The sequence below is a fragment of the Spirosoma sp. KCTC 42546 genome (assembly GCF_006965485.1).
In the GTDB taxonomy this organism is placed as follows: domain Bacteria; phylum Bacteroidota; class Bacteroidia; order Cytophagales; family Spirosomataceae; genus Spirosoma.
In genome coordinates, this window is the sequence record NZ_CP041360.1 from 7,793,347 (window position 1) to 7,812,942 (window position 19,596).

16 protein-coding genes are annotated in these 19,596 nt (G+C 47.1%); 2 read left to right on the forward strand and 14 right to left on the reverse strand.

All coding sequences use genetic code 11. The annotated features are described in order from the left end of the window. Nucleotides 1-41: 41 nt before the first annotated feature. From porU to EXU85_RS31705, 13 genes are all read right to left on the reverse strand, one after another. Nucleotides 42-3,443: a type IX secretion system sortase PorU gene (gene porU, locus EXU85_RS31645; protein ID WP_246859330.1), complete on the reverse strand. Its 3,402-nt coding sequence runs from the start codon at nucleotides 3,441-3,443 to the stop codon at nucleotides 42-44. A 60-nt stretch (nucleotides 3,444-3,503) separates the two neighbouring features. Then, on the reverse strand, nucleotides 3,504-4,133 hold the full coding sequence (locus EXU85_RS31650; protein ID WP_246859332.1) for a SprT-like domain-containing protein: 630 nt from the start codon (nucleotides 4,131-4,133) through the stop codon (nucleotides 3,504-3,506). 61 nt (nucleotides 4,134-4,194) lie between these two features. After that, the gene (locus EXU85_RS31655) at nucleotides 4,195-4,386 is read right to left on the reverse strand and encodes a hypothetical protein (protein WP_142775910.1); all 192 of its coding nucleotides are present in this window, start codon (nucleotides 4,384-4,386) and stop codon (nucleotides 4,195-4,197) included. A 144-nt stretch (nucleotides 4,387-4,530) separates the two neighbouring features. Further along, nucleotides 4,531-5,019: a GtrA family protein gene (locus EXU85_RS31660; protein WP_371731972.1), complete on the reverse strand. Its 489-nt coding sequence runs from the start codon at nucleotides 5,017-5,019 to the stop codon at nucleotides 4,531-4,533. A 144-nt stretch (nucleotides 5,020-5,163) separates the two neighbouring features. After that, the gene (locus tag EXU85_RS31665; protein WP_142775912.1) at nucleotides 5,164-6,570 is read right to left on the reverse strand and encodes an NADH-quinone oxidoreductase subunit N; all 1,407 of its coding nucleotides are present in this window, start codon (nucleotides 6,568-6,570) and stop codon (nucleotides 5,164-5,166) included. Nucleotides 6,571-6,644: 74 nt separating this feature from the next. Continuing rightward, on the reverse strand, nucleotides 6,645-8,123 hold the full coding sequence (locus tag EXU85_RS31670; RefSeq protein ID WP_142775913.1) for a NuoM family protein: 1,479 nt from the start codon (nucleotides 8,121-8,123) through the stop codon (nucleotides 6,645-6,647). Nucleotides 8,124-8,175: 52 nt separating this feature from the next. Then, nucleotides 8,176-10,086 carry an NADH-quinone oxidoreductase subunit L gene (gene nuoL, locus EXU85_RS31675; RefSeq protein WP_142775914.1) on the reverse strand — a complete coding sequence of 637 codons (1,911 nt, stop codon included), beginning with the start codon at nucleotides 10,084-10,086 and terminating at the stop codon, nucleotides 8,176-8,178. Between the two features lie 78 nt (nucleotides 10,087-10,164). Then, nucleotides 10,165-10,509 carry an NADH-quinone oxidoreductase subunit NuoK gene (gene nuoK, locus EXU85_RS31680; protein ID WP_046577146.1) on the reverse strand — a complete coding sequence of 115 codons (345 nt, stop codon included), beginning with the start codon at nucleotides 10,507-10,509 and terminating at the stop codon, nucleotides 10,165-10,167. Between the two features lie 128 nt (nucleotides 10,510-10,637). Continuing rightward, nucleotides 10,638-11,459 (reverse strand): 3'-5' exonuclease, encoded by an 822-nt coding sequence (locus EXU85_RS31685; protein WP_142775915.1) that lies wholly within the window; start codon nucleotides 11,457-11,459, stop codon nucleotides 10,638-10,640. A 56-nt stretch (nucleotides 11,460-11,515) separates the two neighbouring features. Beyond that, nucleotides 11,516-13,096 (reverse strand): FAD-dependent oxidoreductase, encoded by a 1,581-nt coding sequence (locus EXU85_RS31690; RefSeq protein WP_142775916.1) that lies wholly within the window; start codon nucleotides 13,094-13,096, stop codon nucleotides 11,516-11,518. A gap of 131 nt (nucleotides 13,097-13,227) precedes the next feature. Further along, the gene (locus EXU85_RS31695; RefSeq protein WP_142775917.1) at nucleotides 13,228-13,620 is read right to left on the reverse strand and encodes a biopolymer transporter ExbD; all 393 of its coding nucleotides are present in this window, start codon (nucleotides 13,618-13,620) and stop codon (nucleotides 13,228-13,230) included. A gap of 105 nt (nucleotides 13,621-13,725) precedes the next feature. Beyond that, the gene (locus EXU85_RS31700) at nucleotides 13,726-14,436 is read right to left on the reverse strand and encodes a MotA/TolQ/ExbB proton channel family protein (RefSeq protein ID WP_142775918.1); all 711 of its coding nucleotides are present in this window, start codon (nucleotides 14,434-14,436) and stop codon (nucleotides 13,726-13,728) included. A gap of 179 nt (nucleotides 14,437-14,615) precedes the next feature. Next, nucleotides 14,616-15,587 (reverse strand): zinc-dependent alcohol dehydrogenase family protein, encoded by a 972-nt coding sequence (locus EXU85_RS31705; RefSeq protein ID WP_142775919.1) that lies wholly within the window; start codon nucleotides 15,585-15,587, stop codon nucleotides 14,616-14,618. Between the two features lie 205 nt (nucleotides 15,588-15,792). Here EXU85_RS31705 and EXU85_RS31710 point away from each other — a divergent pair, with 205 nt between their 5' ends. Beyond that, nucleotides 15,793-16,518: an MIP/aquaporin family protein gene (locus EXU85_RS31710; protein ID WP_142775920.1), complete on the forward strand. Its 726-nt coding sequence runs from the start codon at nucleotides 15,793-15,795 to the stop codon at nucleotides 16,516-16,518. Between the two features lie 86 nt (nucleotides 16,519-16,604). On the opposite strand, the gene EXU85_RS31715 is transcribed toward EXU85_RS31710, so the two are convergent. Further along, a complete protein-coding gene (locus EXU85_RS31715; RefSeq protein ID WP_142775921.1) occupies nucleotides 16,605-17,966 on the reverse strand; it encodes a D-arabinono-1,4-lactone oxidase in 1,362 nt (453 codons plus the stop codon). 77 nt (nucleotides 17,967-18,043) lie between these two features. Here EXU85_RS31715 and glpK point away from each other — a divergent pair, with 77 nt between their 5' ends. Beyond that, complete coding sequence (gene glpK / locus EXU85_RS31720; protein ID WP_142775922.1) at nucleotides 18,044-19,546, forward strand: glycerol kinase GlpK; 1,503 nt, start codon at nucleotides 18,044-18,046, stop codon at nucleotides 19,544-19,546. Nucleotides 19,547-19,596: the final 50 nt, after the last annotated feature.

Here is a 19,596-nt window from a genome sequence, read left to right on the forward strand (position 1 = left end):
GTTGGATTAGAAAAAATGAGATGATTTTAAGTCTTTTTAAATCATTTTGTTACTACTATTCGACTGGTGCCGATGGCGGTTGTACCATCAACGGCCGAACGAATTTCAAGTCTGACAATATATAGGCCATTCGACGCCGGTTGCCCAGTACTGATCAAGCCGTCCCACACACCTACATCTACGATAGCCTCACAATTAGTACACTGACCTGTTTGCTTATTTATTAATCGGCTATTAAGATCATAGATACCCAACGTCCAGTCGAGTGGTTCACCTGAACGATTAAGTTCAGCCGTTAGTGTTGTTTGCGCAACTAGTGGATTTGGACTCGCCCGCAATGTCCGCAAAGCTAACCCTGGACGCTCAGAAACTACTATGGTCAACGCGCCCTCGCTGGAATTATTGTTAATATCCCATGCTTTGACCCGAATCACATAAGTGCCCGGTGCTACATCAGTAAACGTATACCGGGCTTCACCCTGCCGGCCGTCAGCGCCATTGGCTACATAATTTTCGTTCAATACCACTACTGGCTGGCTACCTAATTGAGCCGTCAGTTCATGGCCTAAGCCTGACCGGGCAATGTTAATTCCCCGATTATCAGTCAATTTAACAAGCAACGTTACGTCAGGTCCCGGGATATGGGTGATATCACCTTCAGAACTCCCTCCTACCACAGTAAGATTTACAACGGGTGGTTGCGTATCAATACTATCAGCCAAAACACTGCCACCTACACGTAGGCTGTCGTAACTTCCAGTTGCATCCAGTAAGCTATCTGATTTAACGGCATATAAGTAGACTTTTCCCAGACCAACGGTGTAATCAATGTCTTTGGGCATTGTAAACCGAACCACAAACCGGCCCTGTTTCACAGACACCTGTCCCGTAAAAATTTGATTACTGAATGCCTGATAACTCATTTTAGGGCTCCCGGCTTCGGTTCCCAATGTCGTATGCGTGGTTGCTTTATCATAAAGTGACAGTCGGAGTACGCCCGTAAAGTCAGCTAATAGTTGCGTTTGCTGGCGAATTTCGCCCGTTAGTTCAACCGTTTGTAAAGCATGAAGCGTATCGATATGGGTAGATGCAACTGCTTTTCCATTCACCTGGGTAAGCACAGCTTGGGCCTGTGGATAAGCCAGGCGCATCGAGGGATCACCCAGGAGCGCGAAATTTCGGTTTACGGGGCCACTTAAACTATTATTTTTTGTTCCCCGCATCACATCGCCTAAACGAGGCATTTGCCCATTAATCGGTGTAAAAACCGTGTTGTAGAATGCTTCGTTCAGGAGCAGATTTGTGTTTGCATAAACAGGCCGGGTTGTAGTCAGTAAACCTATTGCGCCACCCGTGCGACTTAACAAGGTCAATTCTGCACCGGAGTTGACGTTAGGATCGTCGTATCGACCAAACTGGCAGGTAGCTGTTAGAAATAACGGGAGCCGTTCATTTTTCCAGGACAGGATATCCTGAAGGGTTACAATCTGCTCATCGGCCAAACCGATCACTCCACCATGACCGCTGTAATTAATAATCAATCGTCCATCGGTAACTGCCTGATTGATGAGTTGGTTAACGACTGGCGCTTTCTGACCACCCGTGGTATTTTCCTGTGGATAGTCATCCAGAAATACACGCTCTGGCCGATAAGCAGGAGCAATTTTCTCAATGTTTTTAGCCATTTGATTGGCATCCTGCTGGTGAATATTGTAATCGCCATCATCAGCAATGAGCATAACCCGAGTTTGCCAATCGCCAGTTAAGGACGCGTTTGAGCTATAGCGAATGAGTTTATCAACCACTGTTCGGGCTTCATCTGTGGATTTTACAGGCAATCGCCCCACGCCAATATCCAGTAAATAATCGCCAGTACCATTCTCGGGCCACTCACCTTCACTGGTATCCATAAACCCAAAATAATCATCGGATGAATAGCTCAAAACTGGATGTAATGATTCCCGGCTTTCGTAGACCGGTACCATATTCGCTAGTTGAGCCATATTAATCTGGCCGCCAATATTTCTGTAATCGTAGGTAGCGTCACCTAATAGCAACAGATAATGAAGTTTATTGGGCTGTTTCAGGTAAAAATAGCGAGCCATATCCCGAATGGCCGTCGGGTCAGGTCGGCCTGATCCAAATTCATTATAGATCTGTTGCGTTGTAACAACCAGAACAGAGAGTTGATCGTGTTCACGCCTAAATTTGGCCAAACGCTCCGCCTGATCTAACCAGGCAGCCGGACTTACCACAATTAGGTCCGGTGTAGCCTGACTATGCAAATCCTGATTTGAGATGGTTGCTAATGCAACAGGTGATAAAAGTTGCGCATCTGTAAACAAAAAATAATCACCAGAGCGAGACGCGAGCCATCCAGCCTCCTGCGTAGAAGCAAGGGTATACACCTGCGACACAGGAGCCAGCGGATTCGTAACATCCCATACGCGTAAACTGGCTGTAGCCTGCTTAATGGCATATTGGCCAGCCGGTAAACGGCGCATCCAGATTGGCTTATCATACTGGCGAAGTTCGCGTCGGGCCTGTACTGACAAATAGTTTAGGTATCCCTGCGCTGAATACAATCCGTTTTTACGAAAGGTAATTGACAATCGGATTTGACTATCGGTGGTTGTGAGTTTAGTCTGAAAAGTATCTGTTCGGGCAATTCCCTGATAGTCGTACTCGTAACCAGATATCGACGCAATGGGCATTGTGCCCACCAACTGATCATTTACTTGAAGTCTGAACTGTGTAGATACTGTAGCACCAGCTACAACTGAAGCTGTTAGCCGAAGCGGCACGTTTGCTACAAGCCCAGGTATATCGAATGGAATAACCTTAGTTGTGTCGGTGGTCAGATATTCACCGAGCCATTCCCGTCCCGAACGTACTGCCGGAATTTTGAGTAAATCCTGTTCATGAAACTGATAATCATCGAAGGTGGTAACTGTTGGCGTAACACTGAGTGAACCCGCAGGTCGGTCGGCAATGCGTAAGCCGGACGTGCTGCCAATGGTTAAAAAATAGAACGTTGTATCTGAATATGAATTGATTTGATGGGTAAAGCGTCGGGTCGTTGAATCGTAACGAACGACGTGAGGACTTTGCCCAAAAAATAGTAAAGCGTCACCTGCATCGAATCGCCCGTCGGCTTCACCTGATACCTGAATCGCATTTTCGATTAAGTCAGTTGGCCGGGGAGTTGCGTTGGGTTGTGGCAACACCGCTCCTCCATTTCCATAAAGTCGTAGGTTTCTTGGGTCGGCTGTAGCAAAGGCGGAATTTAATTTAACTAATTGAGCCTGATTGAGTCGATAGACACCAGACTCAGTAACGCCAATTTTCACCCAAGTTCCTTCACGTAATACAGATTGGGCGTATGTGTTGTAATGAACAATGAATACTGAACAATGAATAATAAATAGGACAAGCCAATTCATCCATCGGGGCCAAATCAGCCTTTCCTCGTTATTCATTATACATTGTTCATTATTCATTAACTAATCTACATTAATATTCACCCAGGCATGCGCCAGAACTGCGTATGATTTACCTGATGCCATTTCCTTACAAACGACGCGGGTTCGACGTAACGTACCTCGCACGTACGTCTTTTGACCCAATTGAAAGGAATCTCCTTCCAGCACATCCCGAAGTAGCACGCGATTTTTATCTATGACTTCTACTGGACTCGCATCAAACTGCCGTAATGCCAGCATCAGCGCTGGATGTGCGTAGGTTGTAGCTCCAGGATTAGCCATGTATTGCTCAAGCGGGTGCAGGATGGTAGCCGGAAAAACAGTTTCACTTAGAAGCGGCTGCATAAGTTGCTGAAAAGCTGTTTGCCAGGCTCGCCCGTGTGGTTTCACTCGTCTAACTCTACGCTGCAATACATATTGATGATGCACAGCCGCATGAGCTACTTCGTGCACATAGGTAATTAAAAACGCGTACGGGTTAAGATTTGTGTTGACTGTAATTTGAGTCTGATTGTGTGGCAGTACCCGGAAGTCGCCTAAACGCGTTCGGCGGGGTTTCACAATTCGAAAGCGAAACTTGTACTGGTGTAGTAACTGATGGCAGTACTCAACTGCCATCGGTGGAATATGCGTAGTGAATACGTCTGTCAACGTCTTAAAAACAAAAAAGCCTTATAAAAATAAGGCTTTTTAAATTCTTGCGCGAAGAAAATTATTTCTTCGTCGTGTCAGCAACAGCAGAATCCGCAGTCATCGTAGAAGCAGAATCCGTAGCCATTGTAGTGGTGTCGGTTGACATGGTGGCAGTCGAATCCGTGGTGGTTTCTTCTGTCTTAGGTTTGCTTTGGCAAGCAGCGAAGGTCAGCATGCTACCAACAAATAGTAAGGCGATAACTTTTTTCATTACCTTTTCAGTGATATTTTAGGTTTTAAGCCACAAATATACTTTTTTCTTAGTGAATGCAATAATACCCTCTAATAAATTTACATGAGAGTACTTATTGCATCAAAAAGTCCTATTTGAAGTTGAATTAATCTGGGTTAACCTCTATACGTTTCTTTCCTGCTCTTTCGAAGGGCGCGAAAGTAGCCTATCGTAAAAGCCCGTACTGCGGAATGTTAAGAGTTTATGGCCAAAATAATTAGCTAAAAAGCTCATTCCCATACCAGCTACGTGCGAACCTTTCTCTCGCCAGAGCTCACTAACGTTAGGGAACAGCGGGTTAGCAATCCACTCTAATGTGTATTTGGCAACATAAACCTGAACGGCAAGCGCGACAACAGCAATACCCAGAAACTTGATAGCCTCCCGACCAGTGTTGCCCGTATCTCTAGCTGAAAATGCGTAGCGTTTTGTTGGAATAAACGTTAATACCGTTGCGGTTAAATAGCCGCACAAAACGCTGGTATCGAAATCGAAGAATTTCCGGTAAAAAATCTGACTGACAAAGTTGATGGATGCACCCAGTACAGCCGTTAGAAAGAACGAAAAGAAGTCCTTGTATTCTTTTGTTTTTGGCTGCCCTATGCTACTCACGTTCACTTTGTTACCGGACGAAATGCGTTAAATTTATTTATTGTCTGATCGATAAATCCATCAAAAATACAAACTCAACGGCAAACGTCTATACTTTCAACTATTATTACTTAGGATACGGTCTTACACCTGGTTGTTTACTAATCAGAAAAGCCCCTGTAGTAAGCCTGGCGCAATTCCCAGCCCTAAGGTTAGGATAGTGGCGCCGATTAATACATATTGATAGAAGGGTGCAACCCGGATTGGCTCCGTTGCTCCATCCCGGAAGTACATGGCAATGATAACCCGGAAATAATAATAAATACCAACAGCCGACATTAGTACCGCTACAACCAACAACCAGATTTGTCCACGCTCAACAGCTGTTGAAAACATGTAAAATTTACCCCAGAAACCGGCTGTAAGTGGGATACCTGCTAATGAAAGCATCGAAACAGTCATGGCAAAGCCTAAAAGCGGGTTTTGCCGGGCAAGTCCATTGAATGCGTCAAAGTTCTCAGTCAGTACACCTTCGCTAGTAATGGTTTGAGTACTCCGTTGCTGTGATACTAGCAGCAGTACACCAAAAGCTGCAATGGTGGCCACGGAATAAGCTAGTGAATAGACTACAAGAGCCTGCTTCGTTTGGGTGCCTAATGAGGCTAATCCAATTAGTAGATAACCCGCGTGCGAAATGCTGGAGTAAGCCATCATCCGCTTAAAGCTGGACTGATAAACCGCTGTAATATTTCCAGCAATGAGCGTTAAAGCCGTAATAACAGCCAAAATCGTCCACCAGAACGTGTACACGCCATTGAATGAAACAGACAGTAATCGGAATAAAGCCGCGAAACCAGCAGTCTTCACAACCGTCGACATATAGGCGGTAAAAATGGTAGGTGCACCATCATATACGTCAGGCGTCCAGAAATGAAATGGAGCCGCCGATACTTTAAACAACAAACCGATGAGCAACATCAGCAAGCCAACATAAATCAGTAAGGAAAGTCCTGTTTGTGGATGTGATGTGTAGGCAGCAATTCCAGCAATCGTAAATGAGCCGGTAGCCCCATAGAGTAACGCCATGCCAAACAGCATGATACCGGTTGCAAAAGCACCCATCAGAAAATATTTCAGTGCCGCTTCATTGGATCGTAGGTTCTTTTTATCGCTACCGGTAAGTATATACATAGCTACCGACAAAATTTCAACCCCCACAAACAACATAATCAGGTTCTCATAGCCCACCATCATAATGGCACCTACCAACGAAAACAGGATAAGTGCGTAGTACTCGGCGGGTTGGGCCGATTCGTCATCCATAAAGCTACCCGACAGCGCCACAACCATAAATGCCGACACAAGCATGATGGCCGAAAAGACCATTGCCAGGTTGTTTATCCGCAACATGTCATTAAAATACAGATACGTTTTATTCCAGTCGAGGAAAGTAACTCCCAAGGTAATAACCAGGAATAATAACGTAGCTGGTAGTAGCACTGCCTTTGACTTCAGGAAGCCAAGGAACAGAAGAGCGATGCCAAAAACCGATAACAGAACGATGGGGAGCATAGGTTTATAGTTTTCGGTTTTCGGTTTCTGGTTTTCCGCATGACCGAAAACCAGAAACCGAAAACCTTTAACGATTATTTCAAGGATACAGCCGTTGTACCGATATACTTCATCATATTGGCAACAGCGGGTTCGGTTACTTTCAAAAATGAATGCGGGTAGATACCTATCCAGAAAACAAGGACGACTAGCGGAATAAATACCCAGCTTTCGGAACTAGTCAGATCGGTAAATGACTCCGTGCGTGATGACGTTGCTCCAAACATGCTTTTCTGGAACATACGAAGCATATAAACGGCACCGAAAATAATCGTGAAGCCAGCCGCTAAGCCCAGATAATTATTGTAGGTAAAGACACCATGCAATAACAGGAACTCACCAATGAAGCCATTGGTAAGTGGTAGTGCCACACTACCCAAGAGCATAATCAGGAAGAAGACTGTCAACTTAGGCGTTGTTTGTGTAATGCCGCCCAGCTGATCTAACTGATTGGTCTTCGTACGCGAGAAAATGATATCGGCTACGAAGAAAAGGCCCACCACGTTGATACCGTGTGCCAGCATCTGCACCAAGGCACCCTGCATACCCGTTTCGGTTTGCGAGAAAACACCAGCGGCCATCAGTCCAACGTGCGAAAACGATGAATAAGCAATTAGCCGCTTCATATCACGCTGACGAATGGCAATGATTGCTCCATAGATAATACCAATAACCGATAGAACGACGGCTGTTTTACCCCAGGTTTCAACGCCGAGTGGTACGATTGGCAGAATAAAGCGAATCAACCCATAAACGCCCATTTTGAGCATAATTCCAGCTAACAACATAGTGGCTGGTGTTGGCGATTCAACGTAGGTATCTGGCTGCCAGGTATGGAATGGGAACACGGGCATCTTAATGGCAAAAGCGATAAAGAAGGCCCAGAAAACCCAGGTTTCAGCTTCGGGAGTCAGATTAAGTTTATAAAAATCGATGATAGCTGCCGAGTGAGCCGACACGGCGGTTGCTGGTGTCTGGTAGTATAAGTACACTAGGGCAAGCAACATGAATAAGCTACCAAAAATGGTATAAACAAAGAATTTGAACGTGACCGGAATCCGATTGGCTCCTCCCCACATGGCCGCCAGGAAGTAAATTGGAATCAGTGCAGCTTCGAAGAAGAAATAGAAAAGAAACCCGTCACGAGCGGTAAAGACGCCCATCAAAGCTGCCTGCATGTACAGCATCAGTGCATAAAACAGAGAAGGACGTGGATAATTCCGTTCAAACGTAGAGAGTATGATGAATGGAACCAGCAACCCGGTGAGCAATACAAGCAACACGCTGATACCGTCGATACCTCCGCTAAATCGGATTCCCAGCGAGTTAATCCAGGCATAGTCGAAGCCAAACTGCGAACTTGCATCAGGTTTAAATCCAACGAAGGCGTAACCTGCGAATGCTAATTCGACCAGCGCAGCTACCAAAGCCGCCTGCTTTATCCGTTCTCCCCGAAACATCAGGATCAGAGTAGCCGCTACGACAGGATAAAAAATCAGAAATAATGTAAGCATATACCGATGGACGATTACGATGGGTGATGTATCGCGAATCTGTTGGATTTAATTACAATCGAATGAAAAACCGCAGGGCAAAAATGACAACGATACTCACAACCATGGCCAGGACATAGAAGCCAATCGAGCCACTTTGCAACAACCGGAGTTGTGCCGCGCTTTTCTGTACTAACCAGGCCACGCCATTTACAATGCCGTCGATCAGGCCTTCGCCAAAGCTATACAAGGCATCCCCTAATCCGCGTATCGGGCGAACAATGATGGTTTCGTACAGTTCATCGACATAATATTTGTTGTAAATGACCTGTTCTGGCAATGAGCGCTCGGAAGTTTCGGGAGCAGGAACAGCTCCCCGGCTGATGTACATGACATACGCAATGATCATAGCCACTAAAGCAACACCTGCCGAAACGGCAATCAGAACATATTCCGTGCTGTGTTCAATAGTCGATTCAGCAAACGCTTCGGGGTTAACCTGACGCGAGCCTTCAAATAAGGGAGCCATGAAGTGACTCAACCAGCCATCACCCGGTAAGTTAAGCGCGCCACCAACTGCCGATAGTATCGCCAGCACAACCAGCGGTGCCGTCATCGTAACGGGCGACTCATGAAGATGGTGTTTTTGCTCTTCAGTTCCCCGGAACTCGCCAAAGAAGGTCAGGAATAACAGGCGGAACATGTAGAACGATGTCAGACCGGAACCCAGAACGCCCAATGCCCAGAGTACTTTGCTATGTTCGAAAACGTGCGCCAGTATTTCGTCTTTCGAGAAGAACCCGGCAAATGGTGGCAAGCCTGAAATAGCGATCGTACCAATCAGGAACGTGATAAATGTAACAGGCAATGCTTTCCGTAAACCACCCATTTTCCGAATATCCTGCTCGTCGGACATAGCATGAATCACGCTACCGGCTCCGAGGAACAATAAGGCTTTGAAGAACGCATGGGTAATGACGTGAAACATACCCGCCGTGTAGGCCGTTGCGCTCAAGCCAAGGAACATGTAGCCCAACTGCGAAACCGTCGAATAGGCCAGTACTTTCTTAATATCGTTTTGCAGGAGACCAATCGAAGCAGCCAGCAAGGCCGTAGCAATGGCAATACCACCAACGATTTCGAGCGTTAATGGCGATAAGGTATAGAGCACATTCGAACGAACGACCATATAAATACCGGCGGTCACCATCGTAGCTGCGTGAATCAGGGCCGAAACGGGTGTTGGACCGGCCATAGCGTCGGGTAGCCAGGTATACAGGGGAATCTGCGCCGATTTACCCATCGCGCCTACAAATAGCAGGAGCGTGATTGCCAACACGGTCTTGTCGCCGATCTCCAGGCTTGTCGCCTGTTTGAAAATATCGATGTACTCAACCGTACCGAAGGTGTTAATGAGCATGAATATGCCCAACAGAAAGCCCAGGTCACCAATGCGGTTCATGACGAAAGCTTTACGAGCGGCATTGTTGTAGCTGGTATTCTTATTCCAGAAGCCAATGAGCAGGTAGGAACACAGACCCACGCCTTCCCAGCCAATGAACATGATGACGTAGTTGGAACCCATCACCAGCAGGAGCATGAAGAAAATAAACAAGTTCAGGAACGCCATGAACTTGCCGAATCCTTCATCGTGGCTCATATAGCCAATGCTGTACAGGTGAATCAACGATCCAACACCCGTTACAACCAGCAGCATCAATAACGATAACTGGTCAATCTGAAACGAGAAATTGATGTGTAAATCACCAACGCTGATCCAGTCGAAAAGCGTAGCGACGATCGGTTGAGCGTCGCCAGCAAAGGAACTGAATAGAGAAATGGATAGTACAAAAGAGGCCAGAACAGCTACCGTGGCAATTGCGCCAGCCAGGCCCGTTGGTACCCGACGAAAACCGAGGCCATTAATCAAAAAGCCAATCAGCGGAAAAAGCGGAATTAAGGCGCAGAGTAATTCTATTTTCATTGGTCGTTAGTCAATAGTCGACGGTCGATAGAATGTGCCAGTCAATATTAACTAGCAGCTATCGACTGACGAGTTATTTTACCATTTCAATTTATTAAGCAAGCCCACATCGATGGAGCGGGTATTGCGGTAAATCATAACAATAATAGCCAGCCCGACTGATACTTCAGCGGCAGCAACGGCCATAATGAAAAAGACGAATACCTGCCCCGACGAATCTGATCGATACGACGAAAATGCGATGAGCAACAGGTTGACCGCATTGAGCATTAACTCAATGGACATGAAGATGATGATGGCATTACGCCGGGTCAATACACCAATGATTCCGATAACAAACAGCGCAGTGCTGAGAATCAGGTAATAGGTGAGCGGTATTTGCTGAATGACTTCCGGAATGAGGACGTCCTGCGTGGGTTGCATGAGTTGCCGGTTAATAGAAAGTGTCGCAAATGTAAAGATTATTCGGGCTTGGTGTATAATTGAAATAGGTGGAATACGTGCTGAGCGTAAATTTTAACCGCTTCACCTAGTCCACCTACTTCGCTTTATTACTTTTTCCCGATGCCATTACTAAACATCCGCAGCCTGATTTCGGTCAATCGGCGTTTAGTATCCAGCGGGAATTCGCCTTTCAATATCCAGTCGTAGAAAGAAGGTTCCTTCTTAAGTACCTCCAACACAGGAAAACCTTTGTGTTTCCCGAAATTGAATACCTCTTCGCCTTTGTCGTTGAGAATTATCCGCCCGGCGAGGTCAACATTCGTGTTTGCCGTCAGACTATGAAGCATATCCACATCATTTTCGAAGATGACATCCTGCCCATTATCCGCTTTGGCAACCATGCCCATGTAGCGTTGTACCTGCGCATCGAGCACTTCGAGGGTGGCTATTGTATCTGCTTCGGCACCGTGAGCACCGATTAATTCTTTGTTGCAATAGAATCGGTAAGCCGCCGAAAGATTTCGGGGTTCCATCAGATGAAAAATGCGCTGCGAATCCACCAACCGCCGATTTTTCATATCGAAGTCTACGTTAGCACGCAGAAACTCTTCGACAAGCAACGGGACATCGAAGCGATTGCAGTTAAAGCCTGCCAGATCGCACCCATCCAGAAACTGGGCCAGCGTTCGGGCAACCGATTTAAATGGGGGTGCGTCTTTTACATCGTCGTCGTAAATACCATGAATCAGGCTCGACTCCAATGGTATGGGCATACCCGGATGTACACGCTGGGTTTTACTGACAACTTCACCACCGGGAAGCGCTTTCATGATACAGATATCAATGATGCGATCCTTGGCAATGTTGATACCGGTTGTTTCGAGATCGAAAAACGCGAGCGGTTTTCTAAGTATAAGTTGATGCGTCATAACCAAACCGGGGTTTCTCACGGTCAGGCTACAAATGTAAACACGTTTCGGCGGAATCAGGCGTTTTTCAGTTCCTTAACCCATTTTACCCCCTTCCGGGCGGTTTCGACCGATGGCATTCGGCCTTCATGCATCAATTCCCGAATGGCAATGATATCCTGATCCCGTTTGAGTCCAGCCGCTGCTTTGATCTGCCCATCCTGAACATAGAGCGCTAAAAACGAGTCGTCTTTCTCGGGATCACCATCGTATATGATATCGTCAATTTTGGTAGCGTGACCCACATAATTAATGCGCTTACCTTGCTGATTACTCCAGAAGAACGGGACAGCCTGATACGGTTCGTCTTTTCCCGCCATTATTAAACCGGCTGTATGGCCCTGCTGGCCAGCTACTTTCCAGTGTTCAATCCGCTGAAAACCATCGATAACAGGATAATGAGCAATGTCGCCAGCTGCGTATAATCCATCGGTGACATTCAGGTAGGCATCTGTTTTAACACCGCCATCTTTCTCAAGCGGAACGCCTTTCAGAAAATCGGTGCGCGGTTTAACACCCAGACCCAGCAGCACAAAATCGGCAGGAATCCGTTCCCCATTGTCGAGAACAACGGCGCTAATGGTACTTTCTCCTTCTATATGATCGACTTTCCGGCCGAGGTGAAACCGGATGCCCTCTTTCTGATGCCATCCTTGTATAACACGCCCAATTGTTTCGCCCAAAATTTTCTCGAAAGGCGTCTTTTCCAGACCAATTACGTCTACTTCGCTTCCTAGTTTACGTAAACTCATGGCACCTTCCAGACCAATAAATGAGCTTCCAACAATAACCACACGTTTGCCCTGCTTGCCCAGTTCCCGCAAGGTCTGGCTATCGTGCAAACTTCGTAGCGAATAAATTCCGTTGAGATTGAGATCTAAACCTGGCAGCGCATTCGGCTTACCTCCCGAACAAATTAGTGCTTTATCATAAGTAATCGTTTCACCAGAAGCCAGTTCGATACGCTTTTCAGCAGGATCGAGCGACGTTACATGCTGGCCTGTGCGTACTTCGATACCATAATCCTGATAAAACTCATCGGAACGAAGCGGCATCCATTCATCGGGGGCCTTGCCTTGCAGATAATCTTTGGAACAGTTGGGGCGATCATAGGGGACTTCACCGCTTTCGGTCAGCATCACGATTTTACCCGTGAAACCGCCTTCGCGCATGCCTTCAGCCGCGAAAGCACCGGCTCCCCCACTGCCAACAATAACGTATGTTTCGGTAGTAGCTTCGTCGGGTGCCGATAGTGGATTTTCCAAACTTTCCTTCTCTGTCGTCAAGCGAACAAAGACCTGATCATTTTCAATGCGTACCTCGTGCGTTGGCAAGCCATTGAGCGCAGGAGCTTCCAGTCGATGCCCATTTCGAATGTCAAAACAGGCATTATGCCATGGACAAACGAGCCGATGTCCATTGAGCAAGCCTTTTACCAAAGGCCCTTGATAATGAGAACATTTAGGAAACAGCGCATAGTATTGGCCATCGGCACGAGCCAGCAATACGTCGGTATCGCCCACGCGGACTTCTTTCAATTCGCCATCGACAAGATCATCGACATGGCAAACAGGGGCTTCGGTGTAGTCAGCTATCATGAGTGGTTGAGTTGTGTACCATACAACCACAAAGCCGATGAAATTGATTTAAATCAACAAAAAAGCCGAAGCATTCTAATGCTTCGGCGTCAAAATCAAATTAATCGAAGAAAACCAGTATAGGCTAGGTTCTATTTCGACGTAGCCATCACCATTTTAATATTCAATTTGGCACCGGTTTGGAGTACATCTACTAAATCCTGAACGGTTAACGTTTTATCGAAACGGACAACAACGGTCGGTTCAGCAATACCGGCCATAATTGTTTTGAGTTCGGTTTCCAAGTTGGCAGGATCAACTGGTTTTTTATCGATAAAGTATTGTTTCTTGTCGTCAACCGATAGCGTTACCTGTTTCTTACTCAGTTGTTGTGAGGCAGATGCTTTAGGCAACATCAACTTAATAACGTTCGGATTGGCAACCGTCGAGATAATCAGGAAGAACAACAACAGGAAAAACATGATGTCGTTCAGCGAGGACGTCGCGACTTCGGCAGCAAACTTTTGTTTTCGACGGAGTTTCATTACTTCTTGTCATTAATAGTCATTGCTGGTCATTAATTGCCATTGATTGTCGCTATAATAGAATGACAACTCATGACTACCAATGACAATGAATGACTAAAGCACTTACCGCATCCGGGCGGGTTCGGTAGTTGGTTTCTGGAGAACTTCGATAAATTCAAAGGCATTCACTTCAAGCGAAAGCGTAAATCGCTCGATCATCATGTTCAATAAGTGATAGCCTGTATAGGCAATAACGCCCACAATAAGACCAGCACCCGACGTAATCATTTTCTCGTACAATCCACCAGCGATGATTCCAACGCTAATATTATCGGATAGAGAGATATCGTAGAAAATACGGATGATACCGGAAATAGTCCCGATAAACCCCATCATCGGGGCAATACCAGCAATAATTCCTAAATAGCCCATGTTGCGTTCCAGACGGGACAATTCAATTTGGCCAACGGTTTCGACCGTGCTTTCGATTTCCCGAATCGGCGACCCAATCCGACCAATAGCTTTTTCGAACACGCGTCCCATAGACGTCCGCTGGTTCTTGGCGAATGATTCGGCCGATTTGATATTGCCCTGCGCGATCATATCACGGATGTTATCGATGAAATTGGCGTCGGACTTGGTTTGAGAACGAATAACGAAATACCGCTCAAAAATCAGGTAAAGCGCGGCAAAGAACAAAAACGCAATGGGTATCATGACCCAGCCGCCTTTGGCTACCAAATCAAATAGTTGCAACGATTGGGGTTGGGCAGCCGTAGTGGCCGACAGCGATGCGGCCGTAGTATCAACAGCCGGAACCTGGAGCAAGAGCATACGAACGAGTCGGGTAAGTGAGTGAGGTTAGACCTGCGGTCGTTACTGGAACAAACGCGTGGCTTTCCCCAGATATTGTTTCAAAGATAACGAAGCCTTGGTTATGATAAAGAGAAAGTTAGATAATGCCTACATAACTTAGATCAAAACTCAGGATTTACAGCACTGTTTAGAAACCATCAGGGTTTTACCAGAATCTTTCCCCACCGGCCATGACGATCGGCATGTTCGACGGCTTCAGTGATCTGGTCGAGTGAATAGGATGCTTCAACAGGCAATTGAATGGCTCCGGACGCCAGCAAACTGATCACATTCTGGGCAACATCCTGCCGGGTATGGCTATCTACCCGACGCATCCAGTCCGTCAGCCAAAATCCTCTGACGGTCAACTCCCTGAATATGAGTAAGCCTGCATTAATGGTCGGGTCCTGCATGCTCAATACGCCATAAATAAGCATCGTTCCTCCTTTGCTAAGGCATTTCAGCGCTTCGCTGGCGGTGTGTCCACCAACGGAATCCAGTACACAGGCAACGCCCGCACCCGCGGTGATTTGTTTGACGCGGGCCGACAGGTTTTCAGTTTCTACATTGACGACTTCAGTCAAACCCAGCGCTTTCAATTCCTCGTTAAGGTCATCTCGTCGAACAGTTCCGATGGTATTGATACCTCGCATTTTACAGAGTTGAATCACCATTTTCCCAAATGCCGAACCAGCCGCCGTCAGCATCAGCCAACCACCTTCCGGCACTTTTGCATCCTGCACCATAGCATAAGCTGTGAATGGGTTCACAAATAACTGAGCCGCTATGTCATCCGGCATGGCATCGGGCACGGGAATCAGGCTACGCTGGTGGGCAATTGCATATTCCGACCAGGTGCCGATGCTCGTAAAACTCACCCGTATACCGGTTCTCATTTGAACACCTTCGCCCAGTGCGTCTACAATGCCTACACCCTCAAAACCTGCCCCTGAAGGCAACTGCGGCCGAATACCGTACAGGTTCTGCACGAACATGATGTCGGACGGATTAATGGGCGCTGCAATCACTTTCACCCGAACTTCATTGGGGCCGGGTTCAGGTAACGGTATATCAGTTGATTTGAGAATATCAGAAGGTTTGCCAGTTTTTTCAAAAATGATGCTTTTCATGACGTATAAGCGTACCGCTAAACGGGTAAAAGTGAGAAATCTTGACCTGGTGTTTGGAATGCGGCCAAAAATATCACTTAATTCGCACAAACTATTCCTAAACCTTGAATTCAGTCGTTAGCCAGCAGTCATAAGTCAATCGTCAGTAGATAGTTTCAATTGCTGATTTGATCAATGGCTGCCGACTAACGACTATTTATTTCTCATGCAAACCTCTCCTTTTCTTGGTGAATTAATTGGTACAATGGTGCTCATTTTGCTGGGCGATGGTGTCGTAGCCAATGTTGTGTTGAAACAGACCAAAGGCGAATCGTCGGGATGGATTGTTATTACGGCGGGATGGGCTTTTGCGGTAACGATGGGTGTATTCGTTTCTAAAGCTTTTGGTAGTACCGATGCTCATTTGAATCCTGCCGTTACAGTGGCCTTCGCCGTAGCCACCAACGATTATAGTCATATGGTACCCTATATTACAGCGCAACTGATTGGCGCGTTTCTGGGTGCTACCTTAGTCTGGCTACAATACCTCCCCCACTGGGCCGCTACCCCTGATCCGGCTTCCAAACTGGCCTGTTTTGCTACGGGTCCAGCCATTCGTAATACAGGTGCCAATTTGCTGAGCGAATCGCTGGCTACGTTGGTACTTATACTGGGGCTGGCGGGTATATCGTCTAAAAATCTCGGCGAATTAGCGATTGGCGTTGGCCCATATTTAGTCGGTATTTTAGTCTGGAGTATTGGCCTTTCGCTTGGTGGTACGACGGGTTATGCCATGAGCCCCGCCCGCGATTTCAGTCCTCGTCTGGCCCATGCCCTGCTCCCCATTCCCGGCAAAGGCTCTTCCGATTGGGGATACGCCTGGATACCCGTAGTGGGCCCGCTAGTTGGCGCGGTTATAGGTGGGATTTTGATTCGGTGGTTCGCGTTGTAAACGAATGAAAATGGATAGTGTACAATGAATAATGAGTGATAGGCTATTCTCATTATTCATTGTACACTATCCATTTTTCATTCGTTCTAACTTCCAAACAAATTCGTGTCCAGAAACGCATTACGGAATTTCCCCTGCGGATCGTATTCTTTCATTAATTGCTTGAACTCCGGCAATTTTTCGTAGCGCGACTGTAATTGTTTGGGAGCCAACGTAAACAACTTCCCCCAATGTGGCCGGGGGTTAAATGGAGCCAATTCTTTTTCGATCATCGGCAGCACCTTTTTAACCGAAGCCCAGTCCTGTTTCCAGGTAAAGTGAATGGCCAGGCTCGGCTGTTTATAGCAGGGGCTCATCCAGAAATTGTCGGCGTCGATAGTCCGTAGTTCGGTAATCATCAGATGTGGGCTGATGTGAGCGTTCAGCTTCTCAACCGCCAGAATAGCCTCGACGGCATTCTTGCGCGGCACAAAATATTCGGATTGCAACTCCTTACCACTACTGGGTATGAAGCCCATGCGGAAGTGGGGTAAACGTTCATACCAGGGGCCAGGCACACCCATTTGCTCTGTACAATTAACGGCAGAGAGTTCGGCAATAGGGTGCAGGTTTTTCGTAGCGCGTTTGGCACCGTAAAACTCTGCGGTTCCGCGTTCGGACTTGGCATCGAATGTCTTTCCTTTTTCGATCCGGCTTTTTATCCAAACCTCATTGATGCGTTTCTTTTGCCAATCGGTGAACAGACTTACGCTGTACCCGCTCGATACAATGGCCTCGAAATGCTGCTGAAGTTGCGCTAGTGGCAGATTTTCATAGACATCCTGCCGCATCATAAACGTTGGCTGAATATCGAGCGTAACTTTTGTAACAACACCCAGAGCACCCAAATGAACAACAGCCGCCCGAAACGTTTCGCCATCTTTGGCTCGTGACAAGGTGCGCACCTCCCCTTTAGCTGTAACAATTTCCATGGCGGCAACGGCCGTCGACAGATTACCATTTTTCACACCCGAGCCATGAGTTGCCGTAGCGCAGGCACCTGCAATGGAAATATGGGGTAATGAAGCCAGATTATGTAAAGCGAAGCCTTTTTTATCGAGATAAGGAGCCAATTGGCCATATTTCATACTGGCATCTACCGTTACTGTATGGGCTTTGGTATCCAGCGAGATAACATCGTCCATTTCGCCCAGCGAAATGAGATTATTGGTGCTATCGGCAATGCCGTTAAAGCAATGGCGCGTGCCAAGTACCTTTAGTTCACTGTATTTTTTAACAAGTTCCTGAACCTGCGGAATCGACTTGGCTTTATATAGTTTATCGGTACTATACTGGTAATTACCCGCCCAGTTTTTGAGCTTATCGTCTGCTGCCCAAGTCGTTAGTGGTGCTAGTATAGGGGTTGCCATTAATGCGGAGGATAATTTCAGAAAGGTTCTTTTTTTCATTGGTATAGGGTTTTTCGCTAAACTAATTGGATAATTTGACAATATTACGGTCTTAAACGAATATCCCTAAACACCTTATGCCTACCTACGTAGCCGCCATTGACCAGGGAACCACCAGTACTCGCTGCATCGTATTCGACAGACAGGGGCAGATTGTCTCGGTGGCCCAGAAAGAACATAAACAAATTTACCCACAACCGGGCTGGGTCGAGCATGATCCGGAAGAAATCTGGCGCAATACGCTCGAAGTTGTTGCCTTAGCTCGTATCAAAGGAAAACTTTCCGTGCAGGACATTGCGGCTGTTGGCATTACTAACCAACGCGAAACAACCGTAGTCTGGAACCGAAAAACCGGCAAACCCTACTACAATGCCATCGTCTGGCAAGATATGCGAACGGCAGATTTAGTCACCCAATTTTCGGCGGGCCAAGCCGGGCAGGACCGTTTTCGCCACAAAACCGGTTTGCCACTGGCCACTTATTTCAGTGGTCTGAAACTTAAGTGGCTATTAGATAACGTACCGGGACTACGGGAAGAAGCCGAACGGGGCGATGCACTCTTCGGCAACATGGATACGTTTGTGGTCTGGAATCTGACGGGTGGTCCGCATGGTGGTTTACATCTTACCGATGTTACAAACGCCAGCCGGACCCAATTAATGAACCTCCGTACCCTCAACTGGGATGATGATTTACTGACTGATTTCACGGTTCCCCGTGCTATGCTGCCCCAGATTCGGCCAAGCAGCGAAGTATATGGAACGGTTACCTCCGAAGTATTACCTGGCGTACCCATTGCCGGTATTTTGGGCGATCAGCAGGCAGCTTTGGTGGGTCAAACCTGCTTTGAGGCAGGGCAAGCCAAAAACACCTATGGTACGGGCTGCTTCCTGCTCATGAACACAGGCACCGAACTGCGTGAGTCAACCTATGGCTTGCTCACAACGGTGGCTTACCAGTTTCAAAACGAACCTGTTCAGTATGCACTTGAAGGTAGCGTTGCCATAACAGGTGCACTGGTTCAGTGGCTTCGCGACAATTTGGGTATTATTAAGAAAAGCACTGATATAGAAACGCTCGCCCGCTCCGTAGAAGACAATGGGGGAGCCTATTTTGTACCCGCTTTTTCGGGGCTATACGCACCCCACTGGAAGGCTGACGCACGGGGAGTCATTGCCGGTTTAACCCGCTTTGTGAACAAGGGTCACTTAGCAAGGGCTGTCCTGGAAGCAACTGCTTATCAGACCGTCGATGTAGTACGAGCTATGGAACAGGATGCAAACGTATCGTTAAAATCCCTTCGGGTAGATGGCGGTATGGTTGTTAACTCACTCCTGATGCAGTTTCAGGCCGATGTGCTGAATGGACCCGTTGTATGCCCGCGCATGACCGAAACAACAGCCCTTGGCGCAGCCTACGCAGCCGGACTTGCGGTAGGCTATTGGCAGAACCTAGACGATCTACGTCAGAACTGGGGCATTGCCCGCACCTATGAGTCGAACATGGACGATACCCAGCGAAAAAAGCTTATGCGCGGTTGGCAAAAAGCCATTGAGCGATCGTTTGGCTGGGAAGAGTAGAGGGATCGGGGCCGCCCGTGTGGTATGATATAGGATATATAATATATGTC